Source organism: Methylobacterium planeticum (assembly GCF_008806345.1).
Taxonomy (GTDB): Bacteria; Pseudomonadota; Alphaproteobacteria; order Rhizobiales; family Beijerinckiaceae; genus Methylobacterium; species Methylobacterium planeticum.
In genome coordinates this window covers 69,493-88,265 of sequence record NZ_VZZJ01000018.1, presented here as the reverse complement: position 1 = coordinate 88,265, position 18,773 = coordinate 69,493, and the positions used below count along the sequence as shown (strand labels likewise).

The following is an 18,773-nucleotide window of genomic DNA, read 5'->3' as shown; positions in this document are numbered from 1 at the left end:
ATGAGGGGACGCTTTCGATGAACCTCTACCCATTGTTGCTGGCTCGGCAGGCCGCCGGCAGGCCGGTGACCGTCGGCCTGATCGGGGCGGGCAAGTACGGGACGATGTTTCTGGCGCAGGCGCGCACGACGCCCGGCATGCAGATCGTCGCGGTCGCCGACCTCAACGTCGCGCGGGCCGCGAGCCAGCTGGCTGCGTGCAACTGGCCCGCGGAGCGGTACGCGGCGCGCTCCTGCGAGGACGCGATCCGCACGGGCGGGACCTACCTCACGGACGACGCCAACGAGCTGATCCGGGCGGAGGGCATCGAGGTCGTCATCGAGGCGACCGGTGATCCGCGCATCGGTATCCACCTCGCCCTCGCGTCGATCGCGGCCGGCAAGCACATCGTGATGGTCAATGTCGAGGCTGACGTGGTGGCGGGTCCCCTGCTCGCCCGTCGCGCCCGGCAGGCGGGCGTCGTGTACTCGCTTGCCTACGGCGACCAGCCGGCGATCGTCTGCGAACATGTGGATTGGGCACGCGCCTGCGGCTTTCGAATTGTGGCTGCCGGTAAGGGGACGCGCTACCTGCCGCGCTTCCATCAATCGACGCCCGACACGGTGTTCGACAACTTGCCGGGACTGATCGAGATCGCGGATCATTCTTCGATCAACCCGAAGATGTTCAATAGCTTCGTCGACGGAACCAAATCGGCAATCGAAATGACCGCCGTCGCCAACGCGACGGGGCTTCACGCTCAATCGCATGGCTTGGAGTTTCCGCCCGCGACCCGCTTCGAACTCGCCGACGTGTTGCGCCCGAAGGATCAGGGCGGCAATCTGGAGAAGGCCGGCGTGACGGAATGTGTGTCCTCGCTCTCCCGCGATGGATCACCCGTACCCCACAACCTCGCCCACGGCACCTTCGTCGTGGTCGAGGCGGCGGAGGACAGCTCCTACACTCGGGAATGCTTCCGCGAGTACCATATGCTTCCCGATTCGACGGGCCGCTACGCGGCCCTCTACCGGCCGATCCACTTCAGCGGCCTCGAACTCGGCATCTCGGCGGCATGGGCCGCCCTTCTGAGGCAGCCGACTGGCGCGCCGATCGGCTTCAGCGCCGATGTCGTCGCCACTGCCAAGCGCGACCTGAGGGCTGGCGAAATACTCGATGGTGAGGGCGGCTACTGCGTCTGGGGGCGGCAAACCCCGGCCGACGTGTCACTGCGGGAAGGCTACCTGCCGTTGGGTCTGGCGCAGCGTGTGACGTTGACGCGTGACGTTGCGATGGGAACGGGAGTTCGTTGGACAGACATCACGTTCGACCCGACCGATCCCGTCGTGCGCCTTCGGCGGGAGATGGAGGCCGCATTCGGAACGCGGGCGACCTGAGGGAATGGTCATGCCAGGATGCGTGCGGCCCGTCCCAGAGACAGTGGGGTTTAGAGAAATCTCCTCGCCATCCATCGCCTCGACGTGGCCGATCCATCGATCCGGCGGACCTACAACGACGAGCATCGTACGTATCTCGCATCAGCCCCGTGGAAGATGCTGATTGCGGGACCGCTCCTGGATGATGCTGAAACGCGCCCGATCGGACGTCTCCTCGTGGTAGAAGTCGACGATGCCGCGGCCGCCCGATCGTTCGCGTCTGGCGACCCATTTGCCGTCAACGGCGCGGGTTAAACGATCGGCCTCTATTCGTTCAGGGTCCATCGATTATCGGTGAATGCGGGGCCGAACATCTAGACTATCCTGACGGGTGCGACAGCGCTCTGTGTCACTTCTTGAGTGGGCGCGATCGAACTGGCCTCAAGCGACTTTCCCTTGGTCGAGGGGCCGAAGACCAGCACCGCCGTAAAGGCGCACAGGAGCATGACGTCGCTGACGAGGAACAGCACGAGCTTGCCTTGCAGCACCGCAAAGACGCCGAAGGCGAGCAAGAGTAGGATCGCACCAACCCGGCCCCAGGCTGAGCAGATGCCCATCCCCGTCGCACGGATCTCAGTTGGATAGAGTTCCGGTGTATAGGTGTAGATGAATGTGGCGCCGATCCCGAGCGAGAACGCTGTCAGGCCGCCGAACACGATCATCATCGTCGTATCGGTGGCGAAACCGAACAGAGTTCCAAACAACGCGATCGACACGTAGGAGACCGCTGCGGCGTATTTGCGATCCAACCATTCAACTACGTATCCGCCGAAAACGTAGGCTGGAACGAACGCCGAAAAGATGAACACTGAGAACTGGAACGACTTGACGACTGGATAGCCTTCCAGCGCAAGGATCGTCGGCAGCACGGTCATGAAGGTATAAAGCACGCCATACTGCGCAAACCATGCGATCCAGAGCATGATCGTCACCCGGAGGTAGGGGCGGCTCACCAGCGTCCAGGCCGACTGCTTCTCGATGGTGCGCGGGCCAGGCGCCGGCTCCTGGAGAGCGACCGGCGGCAGCGTGATGTTCCTCTCCCGCTCGATGGCGCGTTCGATGCCGGTGACGACACGGTCGGCCTCATCGGTCCGGCCCTGGGCGACCAGCCACCGCGGAGATTCCGGCAGGGCTGAGCGCATCAAACCGCCCAGCGCTGCGAAGGGGGCTGTCAGAAAGAGCGCCCACTGCCAGCCGAGCGTGGGAATGAGGTACAGGGCCCAGATCGGCGACGCGGCAAGGCCGAGGGCGAAGAACCCCATCATCCAGCCATTGAGCTTGCCACGGATGCGGGACGGCCAGAGCTCGATCAGGTACGCGGGGACAGTCGAACTCTCGGCGCCGACGAACACCCACGTGAAGAAGTTCAGGATCGCGAAGACGATCAGGTTGTCTGAGAACCCGCGCGACGCCGAGAAGGCCGAGTACAGCAGGAGGGTATAGAGGATTGTCTTCTTGCGGCCGAGGTGATCGGCCGCAAAGCCGGCCGCGGCCGACCCGATGAGATAGCCGAACAGCCCGATCGCCGAGACGATGCCGATCTCGCGCGGCCCGAAGTCCCAACGGCCGCGCAGATCCGCGAGCACGAAGCCCGTCACGACGGTGTCGAGCGTATCGAAGAAGAGCGACAGCGCCGCGATCACCAGCATCTTGGTGTGGATGCGCGAGCCTGGCAGTCGGTCGAGGCGCTGCGTGAGGTTGAGAAGCGCGGCGTTCATGGCCTCGGATCCTTACGGCTACGGGTCAGGCGGAGACGGCAGGCGTGGTCGACGAGGGCGGAGTGGCGGCGATGCCGGGCGTGAAACGCCCATAGCCAGGCTCCCCGACGACCTTGCCCTCGCGCATCACGGTCGCGCCGCGGACGATCGTGCAGACGGGTGCGCCCTTGGCCTTCATGCCCTCCCAAACCGTGTAGCCCGTCTTCGAGAGCATGTCGGAGTGCTTGAAGACGACCTCGCGATCGAGATCGACGATCGTCAGGTCCGCGTCGGCACCCACCTCGAGCGAGCCTTTGCGCGGATGAAGGCCGAAGATCTTGGCGGGCGTCTCGCTACAGAGGCGAACGGCATCGTTCAGGGTCAGGCGGCCTTGGTTGACGGCGTTCAGGAGCATCGGGACGAACTCCTGAACGCCGGTCCCACCGAGCGGGACCGAGAACATGTCCTGCCAGCCGGGATCGACCTCCTCTGCCGTGTGGGGGGCGTGCTCCAGCACCAGCACGTCGGCGATGCCGTCACGGATGGCGGCCCAGCTCGCTTCGGGATCGACGTGGGTGAAGCAGGTGCGCGGGCCCACCTTGGCCTCCTGCTCGGGCGTGTTGAGCATGGAGGCGAAATCCAGCTCGGCGGTCACGGCTTGCCCGAGGTCGAACTTGGCGTGCCGGATCATCTCGAAGGCGCCGACCGGCATCAGCCCGCAATGGAGCACATGCAGGCGCACGCCGCAGATACGCGCGTAGTAGAGCGATGCCGCGAGGCCGGCGACCATGCCGTGGCCGTACATGTACCCATTGCGGCGGCTGTCGAGGTAGGCGGCGAAGTCGGTTCGACCCTTGTCGATGTAGTCGCGGAAGGTCAGCCGTTTCACCCATTCCGGATCGTCATGGTGGACCGCAGCGCCGAGGCCGACATCACGCGTGGCTTCGTAGAGTTCGTAGAGGATCCCGTGATCGAGCACGCCGAGCTCGGAGATGTAGGGATACACCTCCTTGATGTGGCGCGTGTTGAACACCTTGATGCCGATCGCACCGGCCTTGGCCAACGCCTCGACCGTCCGTGGATAGAGGCCGCCACCATAGAGTGCGTAATCGACGTGTGCCTTCGGGGCGACGAGCGCCTTCTTCATCTCGAACGTCTCGAGCGTCGTCGGATGAGGGTCGTTGTTGGTCATGTCGATGCAGAAGGTCACGCCCCCCGCCGCCGCGGCACGCGTGCCAGTGCCGAAATCCTCCTTGTAGGTGTGGCCCGGCTCCCGGAAGTGGCAGTGGACGTGCCAGAAGCCCGGCACCACGTGCATTCCGCGCGCATCGATGCGGCGGTGGGCGGCCGGGAAGGGACCGCCGATCGCCGCGATCTTCCCGTCGAGAACCGCGATGTCCGCCTTCCACGACGCGGACGCGGTGGTCACGGTCCCGCTTTCCACCACGAGGTCATAGGTTTGCGTCATAACGACCCCCATTGCCGGTCGCCCCACCAGCGGTCGTTTCATGAACCGTATATGCAAGTTTTCATACATCGTGTATGAAATCAAGATGGACGTGCAGATGCCGAGAACCACAACCTCGAAGACGAGTGGGAAGCGCGCGGTGCAGCGGGCTGCGAAGGGGGGGGCCGCCAGCCACGCCTACGACGTGCTGCGCGAGCAGATCATCCGAAACCTCGCGCCCGGCTCGCCGCTCGACGAGGAGGTGTTCGCGAGGCTCGGCCTGTCACGGACGCCCGTGCGGGAGGCGCTGGCGCGGCTCGCCGGCGAGCGGCTTGTGGAACTCTCCCCGAACCGCGGCGCCCGCGTCGCCCCGGTCGGGCTGACCGAACTCCGCGAGCACATCGAGGGATTGGACGTGATGCAGCGTCTGGTCACGCGCTGGGCGGCGGCCCGGCGGACCGAGGAGGAGATGGAACTGATCGACAAGGAAAGAGCCGTCTTCGAGGATGCGGCGGCGGCGCGCGACGGCGTGGCGATGACGGAGGCGAACTGGCGGTTCCACAACGCGATCGGGGCGGCCTCCCGCAACTCCATCTTTGCGGGCTGCTACCGTCAGATCCTGACGGAAGGCCTGCGCATCGACAGGTTGGCCATGTTCAGGGAGGCCTTCGCATCGACGATCGCCTACCGGGACCACCTCGATCGGATCGTCGCCGACCACGCCGAGATGGCAGATGCCCTCCGGCGGGAGGATCAGGACCGCGCCGAGGCAAGTGCGGCGACCCATGTCGACACGGCCCGGCAGCGTTTCGGCGACTTCCTAACTCGATCGACGACGCCGGCATTTTCGATCGACCTGCAAATTCCAGCAAAAGGGGGAAGCCATGTGTGAAGTCTGCGCGATCTTCGGCGCCGGAGAACATTGGAGTGACTTCGGCCGTGTCCGGAACGAGCGCTTCCCGTTTGGCGACATCCGCCACTACCGCGAGGAACGCCGCCGACGTATCGCCATGATCAACGATTTGATCGAGCCACTCGGAGCCTCCTGCGAGGACTGGGACGGCGAGATCCTCGCCGTATTCGACCGGCACGGCAGGTCACGTCTCGCCCCGACCCTGTCCGATCTCTGGTCGGCGGTCGAGGCCCTCACTGGAGAACGGATCGATCCCCTCCTGGGACAAGGCGTTGGAGGCGCGGTGCAATGACCGAACGTCTGCCGCTCTTCATCATCACGGGCTTTCTCGGGAGCGGAAAGACCACCTTGCTTCAGCAATTGCTGCGCAAGCCTTCCACGGGCACGACCGGCGTCGTCGTGAACGAGTTCGGCGAGGTCGGCCTCGACCACCGCCTGCTGGTTCATGCCAAGGAACACCTCGAACTGGTCGAAGGCGGCTGTATCTGCTGCGCGCGTCGGCAGGATATCGGTGAGGCCATCCACGACCTCGTGCGCCGCGCGCAGCGCGAGGGCGGGAACCCGCTGGCAAGGGCGGTGATCGAGACGACGGGTCTCGCGGACCCGTCGCCCGTCGTCTCGGCGCTCGGCCGGGATCCCTGGATGCGGGCACATGTCAGGCTCGGGCGCGTGATCTGCGTTCTGGATGCCGTGAACGGGCTGGCGAGCATCGCGGCGCATGGCGAGGCCCTCCGCCAGCTCGCCGTCGCCGATACGGTCGTCGTGACCAAGATGGACATGGGCCGCGCGGCTGAGTGGGGCGATCTCGTCAGCGCCGTGCGCTCGGTCACGCCGGACGCACGCATCCTTGACGCGCACGCACCCGATTTCGATCTGGAGCAGGTGTTTGCCGCCGAAGACGGCGTCACGCCGCTTCACGGCTCCGGTTTCCGAGCCGAGGACACGACGCACGCAGCCAATTGGACCTCGTTCGTGATGCACCGGGATGGGGCGCTCGATTGGCCCGCCTTCACGCTCTGGCTGTCGGCCCTGCTGCACGCGCACGGTTCACGCATCGTTCGGGTCAAAGGTCTCTTGCGGACGACGACGTCGCCGGCGCCGCTCGTCATCCACGGCGTCCAACACGTCGTCCACCCGCCGCGTCATCTCAGGCCAGAGGATGACGACGGGCAACCGGGCTACCTCGTGTTCATCACGAATGGCATCGGGCGGCGCGAGATCGAGGAAAGTCTTGACCGTTTTCTGGATCGGGTCCGGCACCCCGGCGCACGCATCATCGGGACAGCCGCTGTGGTCGCTCGGGAGAGGGCGAAGGCCTGAGCCAGCGGGTGCGCCGATAACGGCGGAAGCCTTCGCGGCCTCGAAACCCGAGGACGGAATTGCAGCGGCGCCGCAGCCGGCTCTACGCCATCGACCGAGAATGCCGCCGCACCCGACATCCGAGGCTTGATTGAAACCGGGCGTTCCGCATGGAGCTCGTTCTCCTGTACGCTAAGGCGCTGAAGGAGGCGCGAGCGTCCCGAACTCAGCCCTGAACGCGGCTTAACCCCGATCTTGATGCGGTAGCAGCCCGCTTGTCGGCAACGTGAAGGATCGCCACGCTCCTCTTGCGCATCGGATCGGAGGCGCGCCTCCGCGATACATTCCAGGCTTTCACCATGCAGGACACGGACGCACTTCTCGACAGCCTTATTCGCTCGGCGGAGCCAGAGGCGGCGGCCGCCGTTGTGCGCTTGATTCGTGACGGGAGCGACGCCGAGCTCGCCGCTGTCAATCCACTCGCCTTCGCAGCCGAGCACAGGCTCGCCGAGGCGGCGGTGATCAGCGCATTGCTGCACGCTGCGCGCCTGGGATTGTTCGAAATGACCTGGAACGTCATCTGCCCAAGCTGCGGCGGCATCCTCGATGCCAACGCCACGCTCAAGGGCGTGCGTCAGGATGCCTATCACTGCGCCTTCTGCACGCTGGACACCGAGCCGACCCTGGACGACACGGTGGAGGTGAGTTTCCGCGTCAGCTCGCGGGTGCGGCGCATCGGCGCTCACGATCCCGATGGGCTGACATTCTGGGACTATCACCGTCAGGTGTTCTTCGGCTCGGCCGTCAACTTCCCCGACGCTTTCTCGGAATTGGCCGACCGTGCTCTCGTCGAGTCGGCGGAACTAGAGGCGGGCGAGCGCATCATCCTGGCGCTGCGGCTGTCCGAGCCGGCGATCGTGCTCGATCCGGTCACCCACGCCACACACACCATCGAACTCGTTGGCGAGCGTACGGACGAGCGCCAGGACCTGACGCTCGTCTTCAGCGACAGCCGCGGCTGTGCGACCGGTGGCGCGCTTCGGCCTGGGCCGGTGCGGCTCACCCTCGACAACCGTACCGCCGCGCGCGTCCTACCCGGTGTCTTCTCGGCGGGTGAGGCGCTGCAAGCGCTGATCGGCGGCCGTCGGCCATTTCTCAGCGCCAAGCGGCTCCTGAGCAGCCAGACTTTCCGCGATCTCTACCGCACCGACACGCTGGAGATCGACCAACGCCTGAAGATCGTGAGCCTGACTTTCCTGTTCACGGACCTCAAAGGTTCGACGGCGCTCTACGAACGCGTGGGCGACCTCGTGGCCTATGACCTCGTGCGGGCGCATTTCCGGATCCTGAACGAGATCGTCGCCGGCCAGTCCGGCGCCGTGGTCAAGACGATCGGTGACGCGGTAATGGCCACCTTCCCAACGCCGGATCGCGCGCTCGCCGCGGCGCTCGCCATGCACGAGGCGATGAACCGGTTCAATGCCGAGCGCGGCGTGAACGAGTTGATTCTCAAAATCGGCATTCACGAAGGTCCGTGCTTGGCGGTCAGCTCCAACGATCGGCAGGACTACTTTGGGCAGACGGTCAATATCGCCGCACGGGTACAGGAGCTCGCTGGCGCCCAGGCGGTGTTTGCCACCGAATCGGTGGTACGGCACGTGGGGTCTTCTTGCCTGCTGTCGGCACGCCGGGTGCGTTCCGAGCAGCGCAGTCTGCGGGGGATCGGCGGAGGAGTGACCATCTACGAGATCGCCTGATGCGGCCTCGGCCGCACATGAATCGGGTGGCCTGCGTGGTCCGCGACTCCCCTCAGACCATCCCTACAGCGCTATAGCGCAGCCCGAGCACCCCGAAAAACGGAGCCCTCAAACCAGCGCCTCGATCAGCATGGGGCCTCGGCGAGCCATGGCCGTCCGGAAGGCGCTCGTAAAGGCCTGCCTGGTGTCGACCCGGACGGCTTCGACACCCATGCCCTCGGCGAGCTTCACCCAGTCCAAGCAGGGATCGTGCAGGTCGAGCATGGTGCGTGCCGTCGCGCCCGCGTCTCCGGCCTTCACCCCGGCCAGTTCCTCGAGCAGCACCCGGTACGAGCGGTTGGCGTAGATGACGGTCGTGACGTCGAGCCGCTCGCGCGCCTGCGTCCATAGGGCCTGCAGCGTGTACATCGCGCTGCCGTCGCCCTGCAGCGTGACCACCTTGCGATCCGGGCAGGCGATGGCGGCCCCGGTCGCTACCGGCATGCCGTCCCCGATCGATCCGCCGGTCAGCTGGAGGTAATCGTGCGGGGCTGCGGTCTCCAGCAGCGGATAATGGGCGAAGCCCGCCGAGATGCTCTCGTCGCTGATGATGGCGTACTCGGGCAGGAGGTGACCGACGACCCGCATCACGGCCTCGGTGTCGAGGGGGCCGTCAAGGGGCAGGTCCGGCGGCCGGTGGGCATTGCGCGCTGCGGCCGTGGAGACGCGCAGCGCGTCGGCCAGTGCCCAGAGGGCTGCCGGACCGTCCTCGTGCGGATGGGACAGCACCAGCGGCTCGCAACCGGTCGGCGTCAGCTCGCTCGGCTGATCCGGGTAGGCGAAGAAGGCGACGGGGGCCTGCGCGCCGACCAGGATGAGGTGGCGCGTCCCGCTCAGGAAGGCCAGCGCCTGCTCCGCGCGGTAGGGCATGCGCTCGATGCTCGGACGGCCGGCACCTCGTTCGATCCGCGGCGCGAAGGTGTCGCAGAGCAGCCGGGCGCCGGTGGACGCGGCGATCCGCCCCGCCGTGATCAGGCTGTCGCCGCGCAGGACGTCGCCCCGGAGAAGGAGGGCTGCCGACTCACCCGAGCGCAGGGCGGCGAGCGCGTGCCCGATCGCCGTATCCGGGACCGTGACGGCCCCGACGCGCGGAAGCGGCGGCGCGGATCGTTCGGCGGGCGACCAGGCGGCGTCGGCGGGCAGGATCAGGCTCGCCACCTGCCCCGGCGGCATGCGGGCGGCCTGCACGGCCCGGGCGGTATCGGCGGCGGCCGTTCTGGCGCTGCGGGTGGAGGCGACCCAGTGCGAGACCGTGTGCGCGAAGGCCGCGACGTTCGAGGTCAGCGGCGCGTCGAAGCGCTGGTGGGTGGTCGCATGGTCCCCGATGATGTTGACGATTGGCGTTCCCGCCTTGCGCGCGTTGTGGAGGTTGGCGAGCCCGTTGCCGAGCCCCGGACCGAGATGCAGGAGCGTCGCCGCCGGCTTGCCGGCCATGCGCGCGTAGCCGTCGGCCGCACCGGTGACGACGCCCTCGAACAGGCCGAGCACGGCCCGCAGGCCGCCGACCCGGTCGAGGGCGCTGACGAAATGCATCTCCGACGTCCCCGGATTGCCGAAGCAGACGTCGACACCGCTGTCGACGAGGGTCCGGACCACGCTCTCGGCCCCATTGATGGGTGAGGATCCGCGGTCGTCCACCCTGGGGGTTGCGTCGGCTGTTGCCATGGTTTTGATGCTCCGGCAGTCCCGGTCTCCGACGCGCTCACGCCCGACTGGGGCCGGCGCCGGTCCTTCGGGCGACGACGGATCGAAGGCCGGAACGGTGTCAACGCGATGAGCGCGAAGACGATCGCATCGTGACGGATTCTTTTCGGCGACCGGTCTCCGCCGAGGGAAAGCGCCTCGGCACATTGGCGCTCGGTCGGCCGACATGGTGCGGTCGGTGGCGATCCAGGCGCGTGGGGATCTTCAGTCCCGCGTCTCCGGAGGACCGTAGCGCCGCGTCGAGGGACACCCGACGGACAGCGGAACTCAGCACGGGCGTCGGTGGGCCGGGATCGCCGCAGACGACCTGAAGGAGGGTGTGCGCCCGCACGCTGGGCGAACCAGCGTGTCACCATCTAAGGATCAGCCCTCATCGCGACCTGCATCAGGCCGGAGCCAGGGCCAACCCCACGGGTGTCGACATGCCCCTTCGTCTTGTATCCGCCGCTGCCGCCGCTGTTGCCACGGCGTTGACCTTCGGCCTCCTGGCGAGCGCGGCTCTCGCGTAAGCCTGCGACGGGTCTCCGATACGCCAGAGGAAATCTGACACGGCAATCCTGGAGACGCGATTGGCATCACGCCCGGGCTCCGGGATGGCGGTCCGCTCCCGTCGCGGCGGAGCCTCGGTCGGATCGAACGTTCAACAGAGGTCCGGGTGGTGCTGAAAGCTCGCCCCGCCGCGAATCCTGAGAGGTCACGACGCTGACGGCAGCGCCTGGGCCGTCGCAAGGAGGGCGGCCTTGTCGACCGACAGGGCGGCGGCGATCTCCGTCAGGGCCTTGCCCTCGATCGCGCTGATGCCCTCGTGGTCGGCAACATCCGCGGCGATCAGGAACACGTTCTGGCGCTGCTCCTCCGATCGGTCGGCGATGGCCGCGACCCGGCGCAGATTCTCGACCCGGCCGGCCCGCGTCCGCGCACGCGCGATTCCCTCGTAGAGCTCCTGCTCCAGCATGAGGGTGTCGTAGCCCTTCTCCAAGATCGGGTGGGCCCGCATGCCGAGGAGCGCCGTCTCGAACTCCTCACCGGCGACCTCGCCATCGGCGACGATGACGTTCGAGGCCGCGGAGACAGCCGCCTGCATCAGCGGCGCGTCCCCCGTGTAGGCCTTGATCGTCTGGCTGAAGCGGCTGAAGACGTTCTGCAGGATGCCCATGACGGCCTTCTGGGGAGACAAAGCCAGGGAGGAACTCGTGGCCGTCCGAAACGTGCCACGTCCCGTCCGCGGCCTCAGTCGTCCGATTGTCCGAGACGCGCCGCCTGAGCCATCTCGACCAGTTCGCGGCCGGTCAGGCCGCCGCCGTAGCGCGCCAGATCCTCGATCCTCCGGCCCCTGGCGCCGGACCGGGAACCGAGGCGCTCGCTTCGGCGAGCCTGCATCCGGGAGGCGATCTCACGCTGCAGATTGATCTGGGTGGCTAGGGCTGTCGGCATCTCGGCTCCTCCATCTCCACGGTGAGGAGCCTACCAAAGCTTAACCATACGAAACAGACTTGACAGTGATCTATCTGTCCGAGGTCAGGCCGCGTTCGAGCAGGCGCCGGCCTCGGGATCCCAGGATGCGGCAGAAAATTCAATGACTTGCATGGCGGCAACCGCCATCTCCGGAATCTGCGTCGGCCGCGAGGCCGGCTGGGTCGCCGGCTCCACGCGCGACTGCACGAACAGGGCAGCCCCGACTTCCGCACCCGCGGCTTTCACCAAGGCGGCTTCCGTGCAGGTGCCGGCGATCCTGAGGGCCAGGGCATGCAGCCGCTCCCTCTCGATGCAGTAGGCCGCGATTCGGGCACGAGCGTAGTCCGACAGGGGAGCCATCAGCGCCTCGAACTCGCCCGCGTCCGCACGGTAGAGCGGCGCGATCAACCCAACAGGGATGGGGTAGCGCGCAAGGGCGGCGGCGGTCGGCCGGAGGGGTGTCGATGCCACGGCAAGCCCTGTCGCTTCGGGGGATGCGGAATCAAGCCGCATCATGGTTAACGACGCGTTACCGTGCCGGATTGCGACTCCGTCGACCGATCCCGTGGGGGCGTGCCCGCACGACGGATCAGGGCCGTGGCTGATTCGGGCGCGAGAAGCGATCTCAGCGAGCACGCGCCTCACCTTGGTCCTGTACGGCCGCGGCGGAGATCCGCGGAGTGTCAGAATGGAAGCTCCGCCTCGCGCAGGTTCTCATCCTGAACCTCGATCCAGGCGGGCGCGCGGATCCGAGCCCGTACGGCCGGCGCACGCCGACCGGCCTCCCGCCCGCGGTGGGCAGGGCAGGAGGACCCGTGTAGTCTGGGGCCGAGAGCGGGCGCCTCGGATCGTCGGACGGAGGAGGTCGCGTGATCTGGCGTGCCTTCGTGATCATCGTCGCAATCCCCGCCGCCGTGGTGGCCGCGGGCTGCCTCGTATGGCTGATCTTCATCAGCCCGGTTCTGCTCCTGGCCGGACATCTCGGCTGGATGCGGCGGGATCTCGCGATCGACTTCGCCGTCGCGCCGGCCGAGTTCCTGGCCCTGTGCGCGGCCCTCGAGGTGCTGGCCCGCTTGTTCGTCACCTGGTTCGACGACGAGCTGCGCACGGGCGGCTGGGTGTCCTACTGGTGGCGGGAATGGTGGGCCCGCCTTCGGAAGTAGAACCTGCGGGGACCCAAGCGCGCCTCGGAGCCTCGCCCGGATCAGGGATTGGGATCAACGGGCAGGGTCGATGCGCGACCTTGAGATGCGGGGGTACATCCGCATCGGTGGGCGAGCACCGATGGTCCTGGCCTTTCACCGGCTTGCCGAGCCTCCGCGCCAGCTCCTCGCGGGTGGCCTTGTCCGTCGCTGAGCGTAACCGCCCAGGTCGCGAGGGTAATGCCGATTCCGACGCATTGAATGGGTTCAGTTAACGATTCTCGGCGACACCTATTCCCGGCGCTTAGTGGCATTTTCTCGACCAGACTGCGCCTGGAGTTCACCGTGTTTCTTCACGCTCTGTCGATTCGCACCAAGCTGATCGCTGCCTTCTCGCTGCTGACGCTGTTCATCGTCGGACTGGGCCTGTTGGGTCTAGGCAGCACGCAACGCATGCGCGAGCAGGCCCTCGAAATCGAGACGAATTGGCTGCCGAGCATTCGGACGCTGGGGGAGATCGACACCCTCACGGCGCGTTCCAGTGCCCTCGTCCTGCGTCACACCCAGGCGAGCGACCCCGCCCTGGTGGCCGGCATCGAGAAGGACATGGAGCGCTTCAGCAAGAAGCTCGACGAGAAGAAGGCGACCTACGAGCGCATGATCAGCTCGTCCGCGGAGCGAGCCCTCTACGAGACATTCACGACGGAAGCGCGCAATTTCGAAGAGGTGCGACGGGCAATCCTGCAATTGTCGCGTGATGGTCAGAAGGCGCAGGCCTACGATCTCTATGAGAGCAAGGGCATCGTTCCGCGTCGCGCAGCCTCCGTCGCGCTCGACAAGCTGGTCGCCATGAACAACGACAGCGCCGGCCAGGCCGAGGCCAGGAGCAGGGCGCTGTTCGAGGCCACCCAGACGTTGGGCATCGCGGCGGTCCTTGCCGGACTCGTGCTCTCGATCCTGTCCGCCGCCCTCATCATCCGCGGCATCACCCAGGGCATCGACGCCGTGGTGCGACCGATGCAGGCCCTGGCCGGGGGCGACCTCTCCGTCACCATTCCGCATCAGGGGAAGAGGACCGAGATCGGGACGATCGCGGACGCCGTTCAGATCTTCAAGGACGGCCTCGTCCGCATGCGCGCGCTGGAGGAGGAGACGGCGCTCGCCCGTGCCGGTGCCGAGGCGCAGCGCAAGGCCGCGATGCGCGAGCTCGCGGCGGAGCTGGAGCGGGCGGTCGGCGGGATCGTCGGCATGGTGTCCGCGTCCGCGACCGAGTTGCAGGCGACCGCGCAGACCATGACTGCCACCGCAACCCAGACGGCGAGCCAATCGACGACCGTGGCGGCGGCTGCCGAAGAGGCCGCATCGAACGTCAACACGGTGGCGGCGGCCGCGGAAGAACTCGGCGCCTCCGTGCAGGAGATCGGCCGGCAGGTCAGCGGTTCGGCGACGCTTGCCCAGGCTGCCGTCAGCGAGGCGGAGCAGACGGCCGACCGTGTGCGGGAGTTGAGCGCGGCGGTCGCCCGGATCGGCGATGTCGTCACGATGATCACGGCCATCGCCGGACAGACCAACCTCCTGGCGCTGAACGCGACGATCGAGGCGGCGCGGGCCGGCGAGGCGGGCCGGGGCTTCGCGGTGGTGGCGGCCGAGGTCAAGGAACTCGCCAGCCAGACGGCCCGGGCGACGGAGGAGATCGGGGGCCATATCAACCAGATCCAGGGCTCGACCAACCAGACCGTCTCGGCCATCGGCTCCATCACGGCGCGCATCCAGGAAATCAGCGGGGTCGCCACCACGATCGCCGCAGCCGTCGAGGAACAGGGGGCGGCCACGCAGGAGATCGTGAGGAACGTGGCTCAAGCCGCGGCCGGCACCGGCGAGGTCACGAGCAACATCGCGGGCGTGGCCGGCGCGGCCGAGGAGACGGGCGCCGCGGCGAGCCAAGTGCTCGGCGCAGCCTCTGAATTGTCGCGCCAATCCGAGCAGCTCAGCGCCGAGGTCGGCCGTTTCCTCGCGACTGTCCGGGCCGCCTGACTCGGTCAATGGTGGGAGGACCGCCGTTCGAAACGGCGGTCCTGTCGATTGCCGGTCGGGATACCGGCTGGCCCGGAGGCGGCGGCGTTCGCCTCGCTCTCGACGCGGGGCGTGCGCGTTCGCGGGAGCACTAACCCGGCGTCGGCCCATGGCGGCCCGGATATCGGCCGAAGCGCACGCCCGGCCCCTCCGGGCTTCCATCCTCAGGGATGAACGTCATCCCGTGCGCCTCGAAGCAGCCCTGCAGCTTGAGCAGCGTCTCGATCGTCACGTTCGGGGGCACGCCGTAGACGGCTTCGATGCGGCGGATCGTCTTCTCGCTCACCCCTGAGCGCTCCGCCAACGCCTCCACGCTCCAGCGCTGAGCGGAACGGGCCATGCGCACCTGGCAGGCGGTGAGTACGATCGGGCTGCGGCGTAGATCCATCCTCGGGTCCTTCTCGTCGTTTCGGTCAGCCGAAGGTGGGGATTGGCTGGATGGCTCGGTGGGTGATCCCCTTCGCAGCCGACATTCGTCACGATCACCACATGGCACATGCGGATCGGGAGATGCCACAGGGCATGGCCCGCCGTCCCAGGCCTGTGACCGGTTGCTAACTCTCCCCTCACGGAATTTCCGAGGGACCGCCTCGTGCGCGGCGAAGGCCGTTGACGGCATGAGCAAAAATCGGCCATTCATGACCGGATTTTTGAAGCGTTCGTGTCGACAAGGCTCGAAATCGCTCTCGAGGGCTTGCTCCCCAAAACCGCGCGTGGATGTCCCATGACCTGCTACGCTGACGATGACGTCTGCCGGGATCCCCTGCTGAGCAGGCTTGAGGACGTGGCGGGCCGGACGGGTGATAGCTTCACCGACCTGCCCACCATGAATGCTGCGCAGTGCCGGGCGGCTCGGGCACTTCTCGGCTGGTCGCAGCGACGCCTCGCCAAGGCCTCCGGTGTGGGCCTCTCGGCGATCGTCTCCTTCGAGCACGGAGGCGGGCGCCGCGTGTCGCGGGAGGCGGTCGCGGAATTGCGGGGCACCTTCGAGGAGGCTGGCCTGGAGTTCCTCTCGGGGAGCGAAGGCGGGACCGGCGTCCTGTCCCACGCGGGGCCAGGAGAAGCGCATCCGCACGACCCCATCCGGCCGGATTCGATCATGAGCGAGAGCCGTGCGCAGTGATGGCAGCAGGAGCGCCGGAATTCCTCCGATGTCGGTCTCGCCGGATCGATCCGGGTGATTCAGGCGGCCGGCGGGATCTGTACGCGTCTCTGACGGATGCCAGGCTCCGAAGAAGCGGTGCCTTCCGGATCGCTTGCCCGCGCGAGCGCCGGGTCACGGCCGCCGAGCGCTGATGCCTCGCTACTTCCTCGACATCCACGATGGCCGCTTCATTCTCGATGATATCGGGTCCGACCTGGCCGACCTGACCGAGGTTCGCGCCGAGGTGAAGCGGGTGCTCGGCGATCTGGTTCGGCATCTCGATTTCGAAGACGACCCATATCGGCTCAGGATCGACGTTCGTGACGCGGACGGTCGCCGTGTCCTGACCGGCAGGCTCGTGATGGTCGTCGAGGACGCCGTCTGACGGGCACCGCGCCGGACAGATTGCGCCCCGAAGCTGGGAAAATCCTGAACCCCTGCCTGCGCGGGCAGATGCCACGCCTGGAAGGCTCCGTACCTCGATGCGCCCGAGCTCATCGCAACGGCAGATCGGAGGCGGAGCAGGCGTCGATCGGGCCGACACGGGCCCTGACCGCGTTCTGGATGGGAGCAGGATCATGTGCGACAGCCTCACGGGAGCGGTTCTCCCCCGGCCCCATGGCCTGACGCCGGCTAGATCTCGATCCCGTTGAGGCAGAGGTAGCCCGGATCGAACTCCGCGAAGGCCTTCAGGCGCGGCACGTCGGGGATCGTCACGCGGTTGCCTCGCGTGATGATCAGCCTGGCGCTGCGCAGGGCCTGCAGCGTGCGGTTCGTGTGAATGACCGACACGCTCAGGGTATCCGCAAGATCCGGCTGCGATACGTGGAAATCGAAGCTGTTCTCCCGCGCCAACCCCACGGCCTGTAGGCAGACCAGCAATTCGCAGAAATGGTGTGCCAGGCGCTTGTCCGCCGGGCGACTGTCGTTCACCAGCCATTCGCGGGCGCGGCTCAGTTCCGTCAGGGTGATCGACCACATCCCCTGATGGATTCCCGAATGCGCCTTCATGAGCTTTCGGAGTTCCTGTCGCGAGATGTCCGCGACCGTGCACGGCGTGAGCGCGTTCACCCGAAGGCCGAGGCTGCTCTCCACGGCGGCATAGACCCGGCAGAGGTCGCCCGGGAGCGCGAAGGAGACGATCCGGCGGCCACCGTTCTGGAGTATCTTGTAGCGACCGGCGATGCCGCTGAGAACGAGCGAGATCCGTTCGGGATCCTGATCCGTCACGATGTCCTCGTGGACCCGGACGGCACGGTAACTCGATGTGAGTGCCTGCAGAGCATCGCGCTCCGCTTCGGAGAGGGGCCCGGCCTGTTCCAATCTCTGAATGAAGGGCCCGCCCACCGCCAATCCCTGCCGCCGCTGCGGCAACTTAAGCTTGACAATTGATGGGCTCAACCACCCGTCGATGCAGATACCCGTCCGCGGCGACGATCAGGCGGCCCGTGCGCCTCTGAGCCAGGGGGCTCGCACCGGTCGGTCAATCGCGCGGGCTGGATGGCTCCGCATCTGCGATCGAGGTCCGCTCCAAGGCGCGCCGGTAGGCCTGCCGGCGCTCCGCGCGCCACCGGTTGGCTTGCCGCTGCAGGCGCTTGAGTTGCTGGTCGGCGATCGCCCGATGCTCGACCGTGCGAATGACGTTCAGCGATGGACCGGAGGCCGCGGTGCCGCTTCCGGCCTCGGCCTGCGAGGCGAAGCCGAGGAGAGCAACGGCAAGGATCAAGCGAGCGCGCGTCATGGGAGACCTCTACGGCCTTCATCCACGCCGTCTTTGGCATCAATGCGACGCTCGACGCATCATCCAAGCGGAATCGCTTCGATCGGGACGGCAGGCCGCAATGCATATCCAAGGTCGGCCCTCGCGGAAGCGGCCCGCCGCAGCCGCCCGATACGCGAAAGCGGCGGGCCGCGCGGGGACAGGCCCTTGGTTCGGGTCCGTCGAGCGTCCGCTCAGGACGCCGAGGCGGCGCTCCAGATCATGCTTGCCCCCGAGGCCAGCATCAGGCCATCCATCACGTACCGGAACACGTCCGGCGAGAGCCGCAGCACGAATGGCTTGGCCAGGAACGCACCGATCATCAACGACGTGCCGACCACGAGCCCTTTCAGCAGCGTGCTCGAAGGCAGCGCCCCGGCTTCCTGGAAGGTGAGCGTCTTGCTCGCGTAGACCGCCAAGGAGCCGGCGGCTTCCGTTCCGATGAAGGCTCCCTTGGCGAGGCCGTATCCGACGAAGACCGGCACGGAGATGGGGCCCGTCGAGACCACGATGCCCGTGAGGAACCCGATCACGGCGCCGGCCGTCGCGAGATGCCAGAGGTTCAGCCGCAGGAGGTGCGCGCCGAGCCAGCGCCGGGCCGGGACCATCGAGACCAGAAAGGCACCGATGGCGAGGTCCACTCCGCGGGGCGGCAGAACGAGGAGCGTCCGAGCCCCCGCCACCGCCGCGAGCGCTCCGGGCCCGGCATAGGCTGCGAAGGCGCGCCAGTCGACCTCACGCCACCACGCCAGGATGCGCGAGGCGTTCGCCATCACGGCAGCCACGGCCATGATCGGCACGGCCTCCTTCGGCCCGTACACGAAGGCGAGAACGGGCACGAGCATGATGGAGGAGCCGGTGCCGATGATGCCGCTGACGACGCCCGCGATCAGGCCTACGCCGAGGACGAAGAGGAGACCCATGGCGGTACC

At 67.1% G+C, this 18,773-nt stretch carries 20 protein-coding genes; 10 read left to right on the top strand and 10 right to left on the bottom strand.

What is annotated here, in order from left to right; translation table 11 throughout:
• The first annotated feature begins 17 nt into the window (after positions 1-17).
• Both F6X51_RS19090 and F6X51_RS29070 read left to right on the top strand, forming a co-directional pair.
• On the top strand, positions 18-1,373 hold the full coding sequence (locus F6X51_RS19090; RefSeq protein WP_150965258.1) for an NAD(P)H-dependent oxidoreductase: 1,356 nt from the start codon (positions 18-20) through the stop codon (positions 1,371-1,373).
• Positions 1,374-1,529: 156 nt separating this feature from the next.
• Complete coding sequence (locus F6X51_RS29070) at positions 1,530-1,667, top strand: YciI family protein (RefSeq protein WP_407658643.1); 138 nt, start codon at positions 1,530-1,532, stop codon at positions 1,665-1,667.
• 59 nt (positions 1,668-1,726) lie between these two features.
• On the opposite strand, the gene F6X51_RS19080 is transcribed toward F6X51_RS29070, so the two are convergent.
• Both F6X51_RS19080 and F6X51_RS19075 read right to left on the bottom strand, forming a co-directional pair.
• Entirely contained in the window at positions 1,727-3,130 is a 1,404-nt protein-coding gene (locus F6X51_RS19080) for an MFS transporter (RefSeq protein WP_150965256.1), read from the bottom strand.
• A gap of 25 nt (positions 3,131-3,155) precedes the next feature.
• Positions 3,156-4,688 carry a dihydroorotase gene (locus F6X51_RS19075; RefSeq protein ID WP_246696894.1) on the bottom strand — a complete coding sequence of 511 codons (1,533 nt, stop codon included), beginning with the start codon at positions 4,686-4,688 and terminating at the stop codon, positions 3,156-3,158.
• On the opposite strand from F6X51_RS19075, the gene F6X51_RS19070 reads away from it, so the two are divergent.
• From F6X51_RS19070 to F6X51_RS19055, 4 genes are all read left to right on the top strand, one after another.
• Positions 4,663-5,448, top strand: coding sequence for a GntR family transcriptional regulator (locus F6X51_RS19070; RefSeq protein ID WP_191970175.1), 786 nt, complete (start codon positions 4,663-4,665; stop codon positions 5,446-5,448). The genes F6X51_RS19075 and F6X51_RS19070 overlap by 26 nt on opposite strands.
• A 118-nt stretch (positions 5,449-5,566) precedes the next feature.
• A complete protein-coding gene (locus F6X51_RS28380) occupies positions 5,567-5,761 on the top strand; it encodes a hypothetical protein (protein WP_150965253.1) in 195 nt (64 codons plus the stop codon).
• Positions 5,758-6,789, top strand: a complete 1,032-nt coding sequence (locus tag F6X51_RS19060; protein ID WP_150965252.1) for a CobW family GTP-binding protein — start codon at positions 5,758-5,760, stop codon at positions 6,787-6,789. The genes F6X51_RS28380 and F6X51_RS19060 overlap by 4 nt, the downstream gene beginning before the upstream one ends.
• A gap of 338 nt (positions 6,790-7,127) precedes the next feature.
• Positions 7,128-8,525, top strand: a complete 1,398-nt coding sequence (locus tag F6X51_RS19055) for an adenylate/guanylate cyclase domain-containing protein (protein ID WP_150965280.1) — start codon at positions 7,128-7,130, stop codon at positions 8,523-8,525.
• Between the two features lie 108 nt (positions 8,526-8,633).
• On the opposite strand, the gene F6X51_RS19050 is transcribed toward F6X51_RS19055, so the two are convergent.
• The 4 genes from F6X51_RS19050 to F6X51_RS28695 all read right to left on the bottom strand — a co-directional run bounded on the left by F6X51_RS19050 (position 8,634) and on the right by F6X51_RS28695 (position 12,359).
• Positions 8,634-10,229: an acetolactate synthase large subunit gene (locus F6X51_RS19050; protein ID WP_210250320.1), complete on the bottom strand. Its 1,596-nt coding sequence runs from the start codon at positions 10,227-10,229 to the stop codon at positions 8,634-8,636.
• Positions 10,230-10,962: 733 nt separating this feature from the next.
• A complete protein-coding gene (locus tag F6X51_RS19045) occupies positions 10,963-11,424 on the bottom strand; it encodes a tellurite resistance TerB family protein (RefSeq protein ID WP_150965251.1) in 462 nt (153 codons plus the stop codon).
• 74 nt (positions 11,425-11,498) lie between these two features.
• The gene (locus F6X51_RS19040; protein ID WP_150965250.1) at positions 11,499-11,702 is read right to left on the bottom strand and encodes a hypothetical protein; all 204 of its coding nucleotides are present in this window, start codon (positions 11,700-11,702) and stop codon (positions 11,499-11,501) included.
• Positions 11,703-11,786: 84 nt separating this feature from the next.
• On the bottom strand, positions 11,787-12,359 hold the full coding sequence (locus F6X51_RS28695) for a hypothetical protein (RefSeq protein WP_246696893.1): 573 nt from the start codon (positions 12,357-12,359) through the stop codon (positions 11,787-11,789).
• 233 nt (positions 12,360-12,592) lie between these two features.
• Between F6X51_RS28695 and F6X51_RS19030 the strand changes: the two genes are divergently transcribed.
• Together F6X51_RS19030 and F6X51_RS19025 are read left to right on the top strand one after the other, a co-directional pair.
• Positions 12,593-12,886: a hypothetical protein gene (locus F6X51_RS19030; protein ID WP_150965249.1), complete on the top strand. Its 294-nt coding sequence runs from the start codon at positions 12,593-12,595 to the stop codon at positions 12,884-12,886.
• 324 nt (positions 12,887-13,210) lie between these two features.
• Complete coding sequence (locus F6X51_RS19025; protein WP_150965248.1) at positions 13,211-14,899, top strand: methyl-accepting chemotaxis protein; 1,689 nt, start codon at positions 13,211-13,213, stop codon at positions 14,897-14,899.
• A gap of 130 nt (positions 14,900-15,029) precedes the next feature.
• Here the strand turns inward: F6X51_RS19025 and F6X51_RS28030 are convergent, their stop codons facing one another.
• Positions 15,030-15,326 carry a helix-turn-helix domain-containing protein gene (locus F6X51_RS28030; protein ID WP_191970173.1) on the bottom strand — a complete coding sequence of 99 codons (297 nt, stop codon included), beginning with the start codon at positions 15,324-15,326 and terminating at the stop codon, positions 15,030-15,032.
• A 336-nt stretch (positions 15,327-15,662) separates the two neighbouring features.
• On the opposite strand from F6X51_RS28030, the gene F6X51_RS19015 reads away from it, so the two are divergent.
• Positions 15,663-16,061 carry a helix-turn-helix domain-containing protein gene (locus F6X51_RS19015; RefSeq protein ID WP_246696892.1) on the top strand — a complete coding sequence of 133 codons (399 nt, stop codon included), beginning with the start codon at positions 15,663-15,665 and terminating at the stop codon, positions 16,059-16,061.
• Positions 16,062-16,233: 172 nt separating this feature from the next.
• On the top strand, positions 16,234-16,467 hold the full coding sequence (locus F6X51_RS19010; protein ID WP_150965246.1) for a DUF6894 family protein: 234 nt from the start codon (positions 16,234-16,236) through the stop codon (positions 16,465-16,467).
• A gap of 248 nt (positions 16,468-16,715) precedes the next feature.
• On the opposite strand, the gene F6X51_RS19005 is transcribed toward F6X51_RS19010, so the two are convergent.
• The 3 genes from F6X51_RS19005 to F6X51_RS18995 all read right to left on the bottom strand — a co-directional run bounded on the left by F6X51_RS19005 (position 16,716) and on the right by F6X51_RS18995 (position 18,764).
• Positions 16,716-17,429, bottom strand: coding sequence for a Crp/Fnr family transcriptional regulator (locus F6X51_RS19005; RefSeq protein ID WP_150965245.1), 714 nt, complete (start codon positions 17,427-17,429; stop codon positions 16,716-16,718).
• Between the two features lie 136 nt (positions 17,430-17,565).
• Positions 17,566-17,823, bottom strand: coding sequence for a hypothetical protein (locus tag F6X51_RS19000; RefSeq protein ID WP_150965244.1), 258 nt, complete (start codon positions 17,821-17,823; stop codon positions 17,566-17,568).
• A 212-nt stretch (positions 17,824-18,035) separates the two neighbouring features.
• Positions 18,036-18,764 carry a sulfite exporter TauE/SafE family protein gene (locus F6X51_RS18995; RefSeq protein ID WP_150965277.1) on the bottom strand — a complete coding sequence of 243 codons (729 nt, stop codon included), beginning with the start codon at positions 18,762-18,764 and terminating at the stop codon, positions 18,036-18,038.
• Between the last annotated feature and the right edge of the window lie 9 nt (positions 18,765-18,773).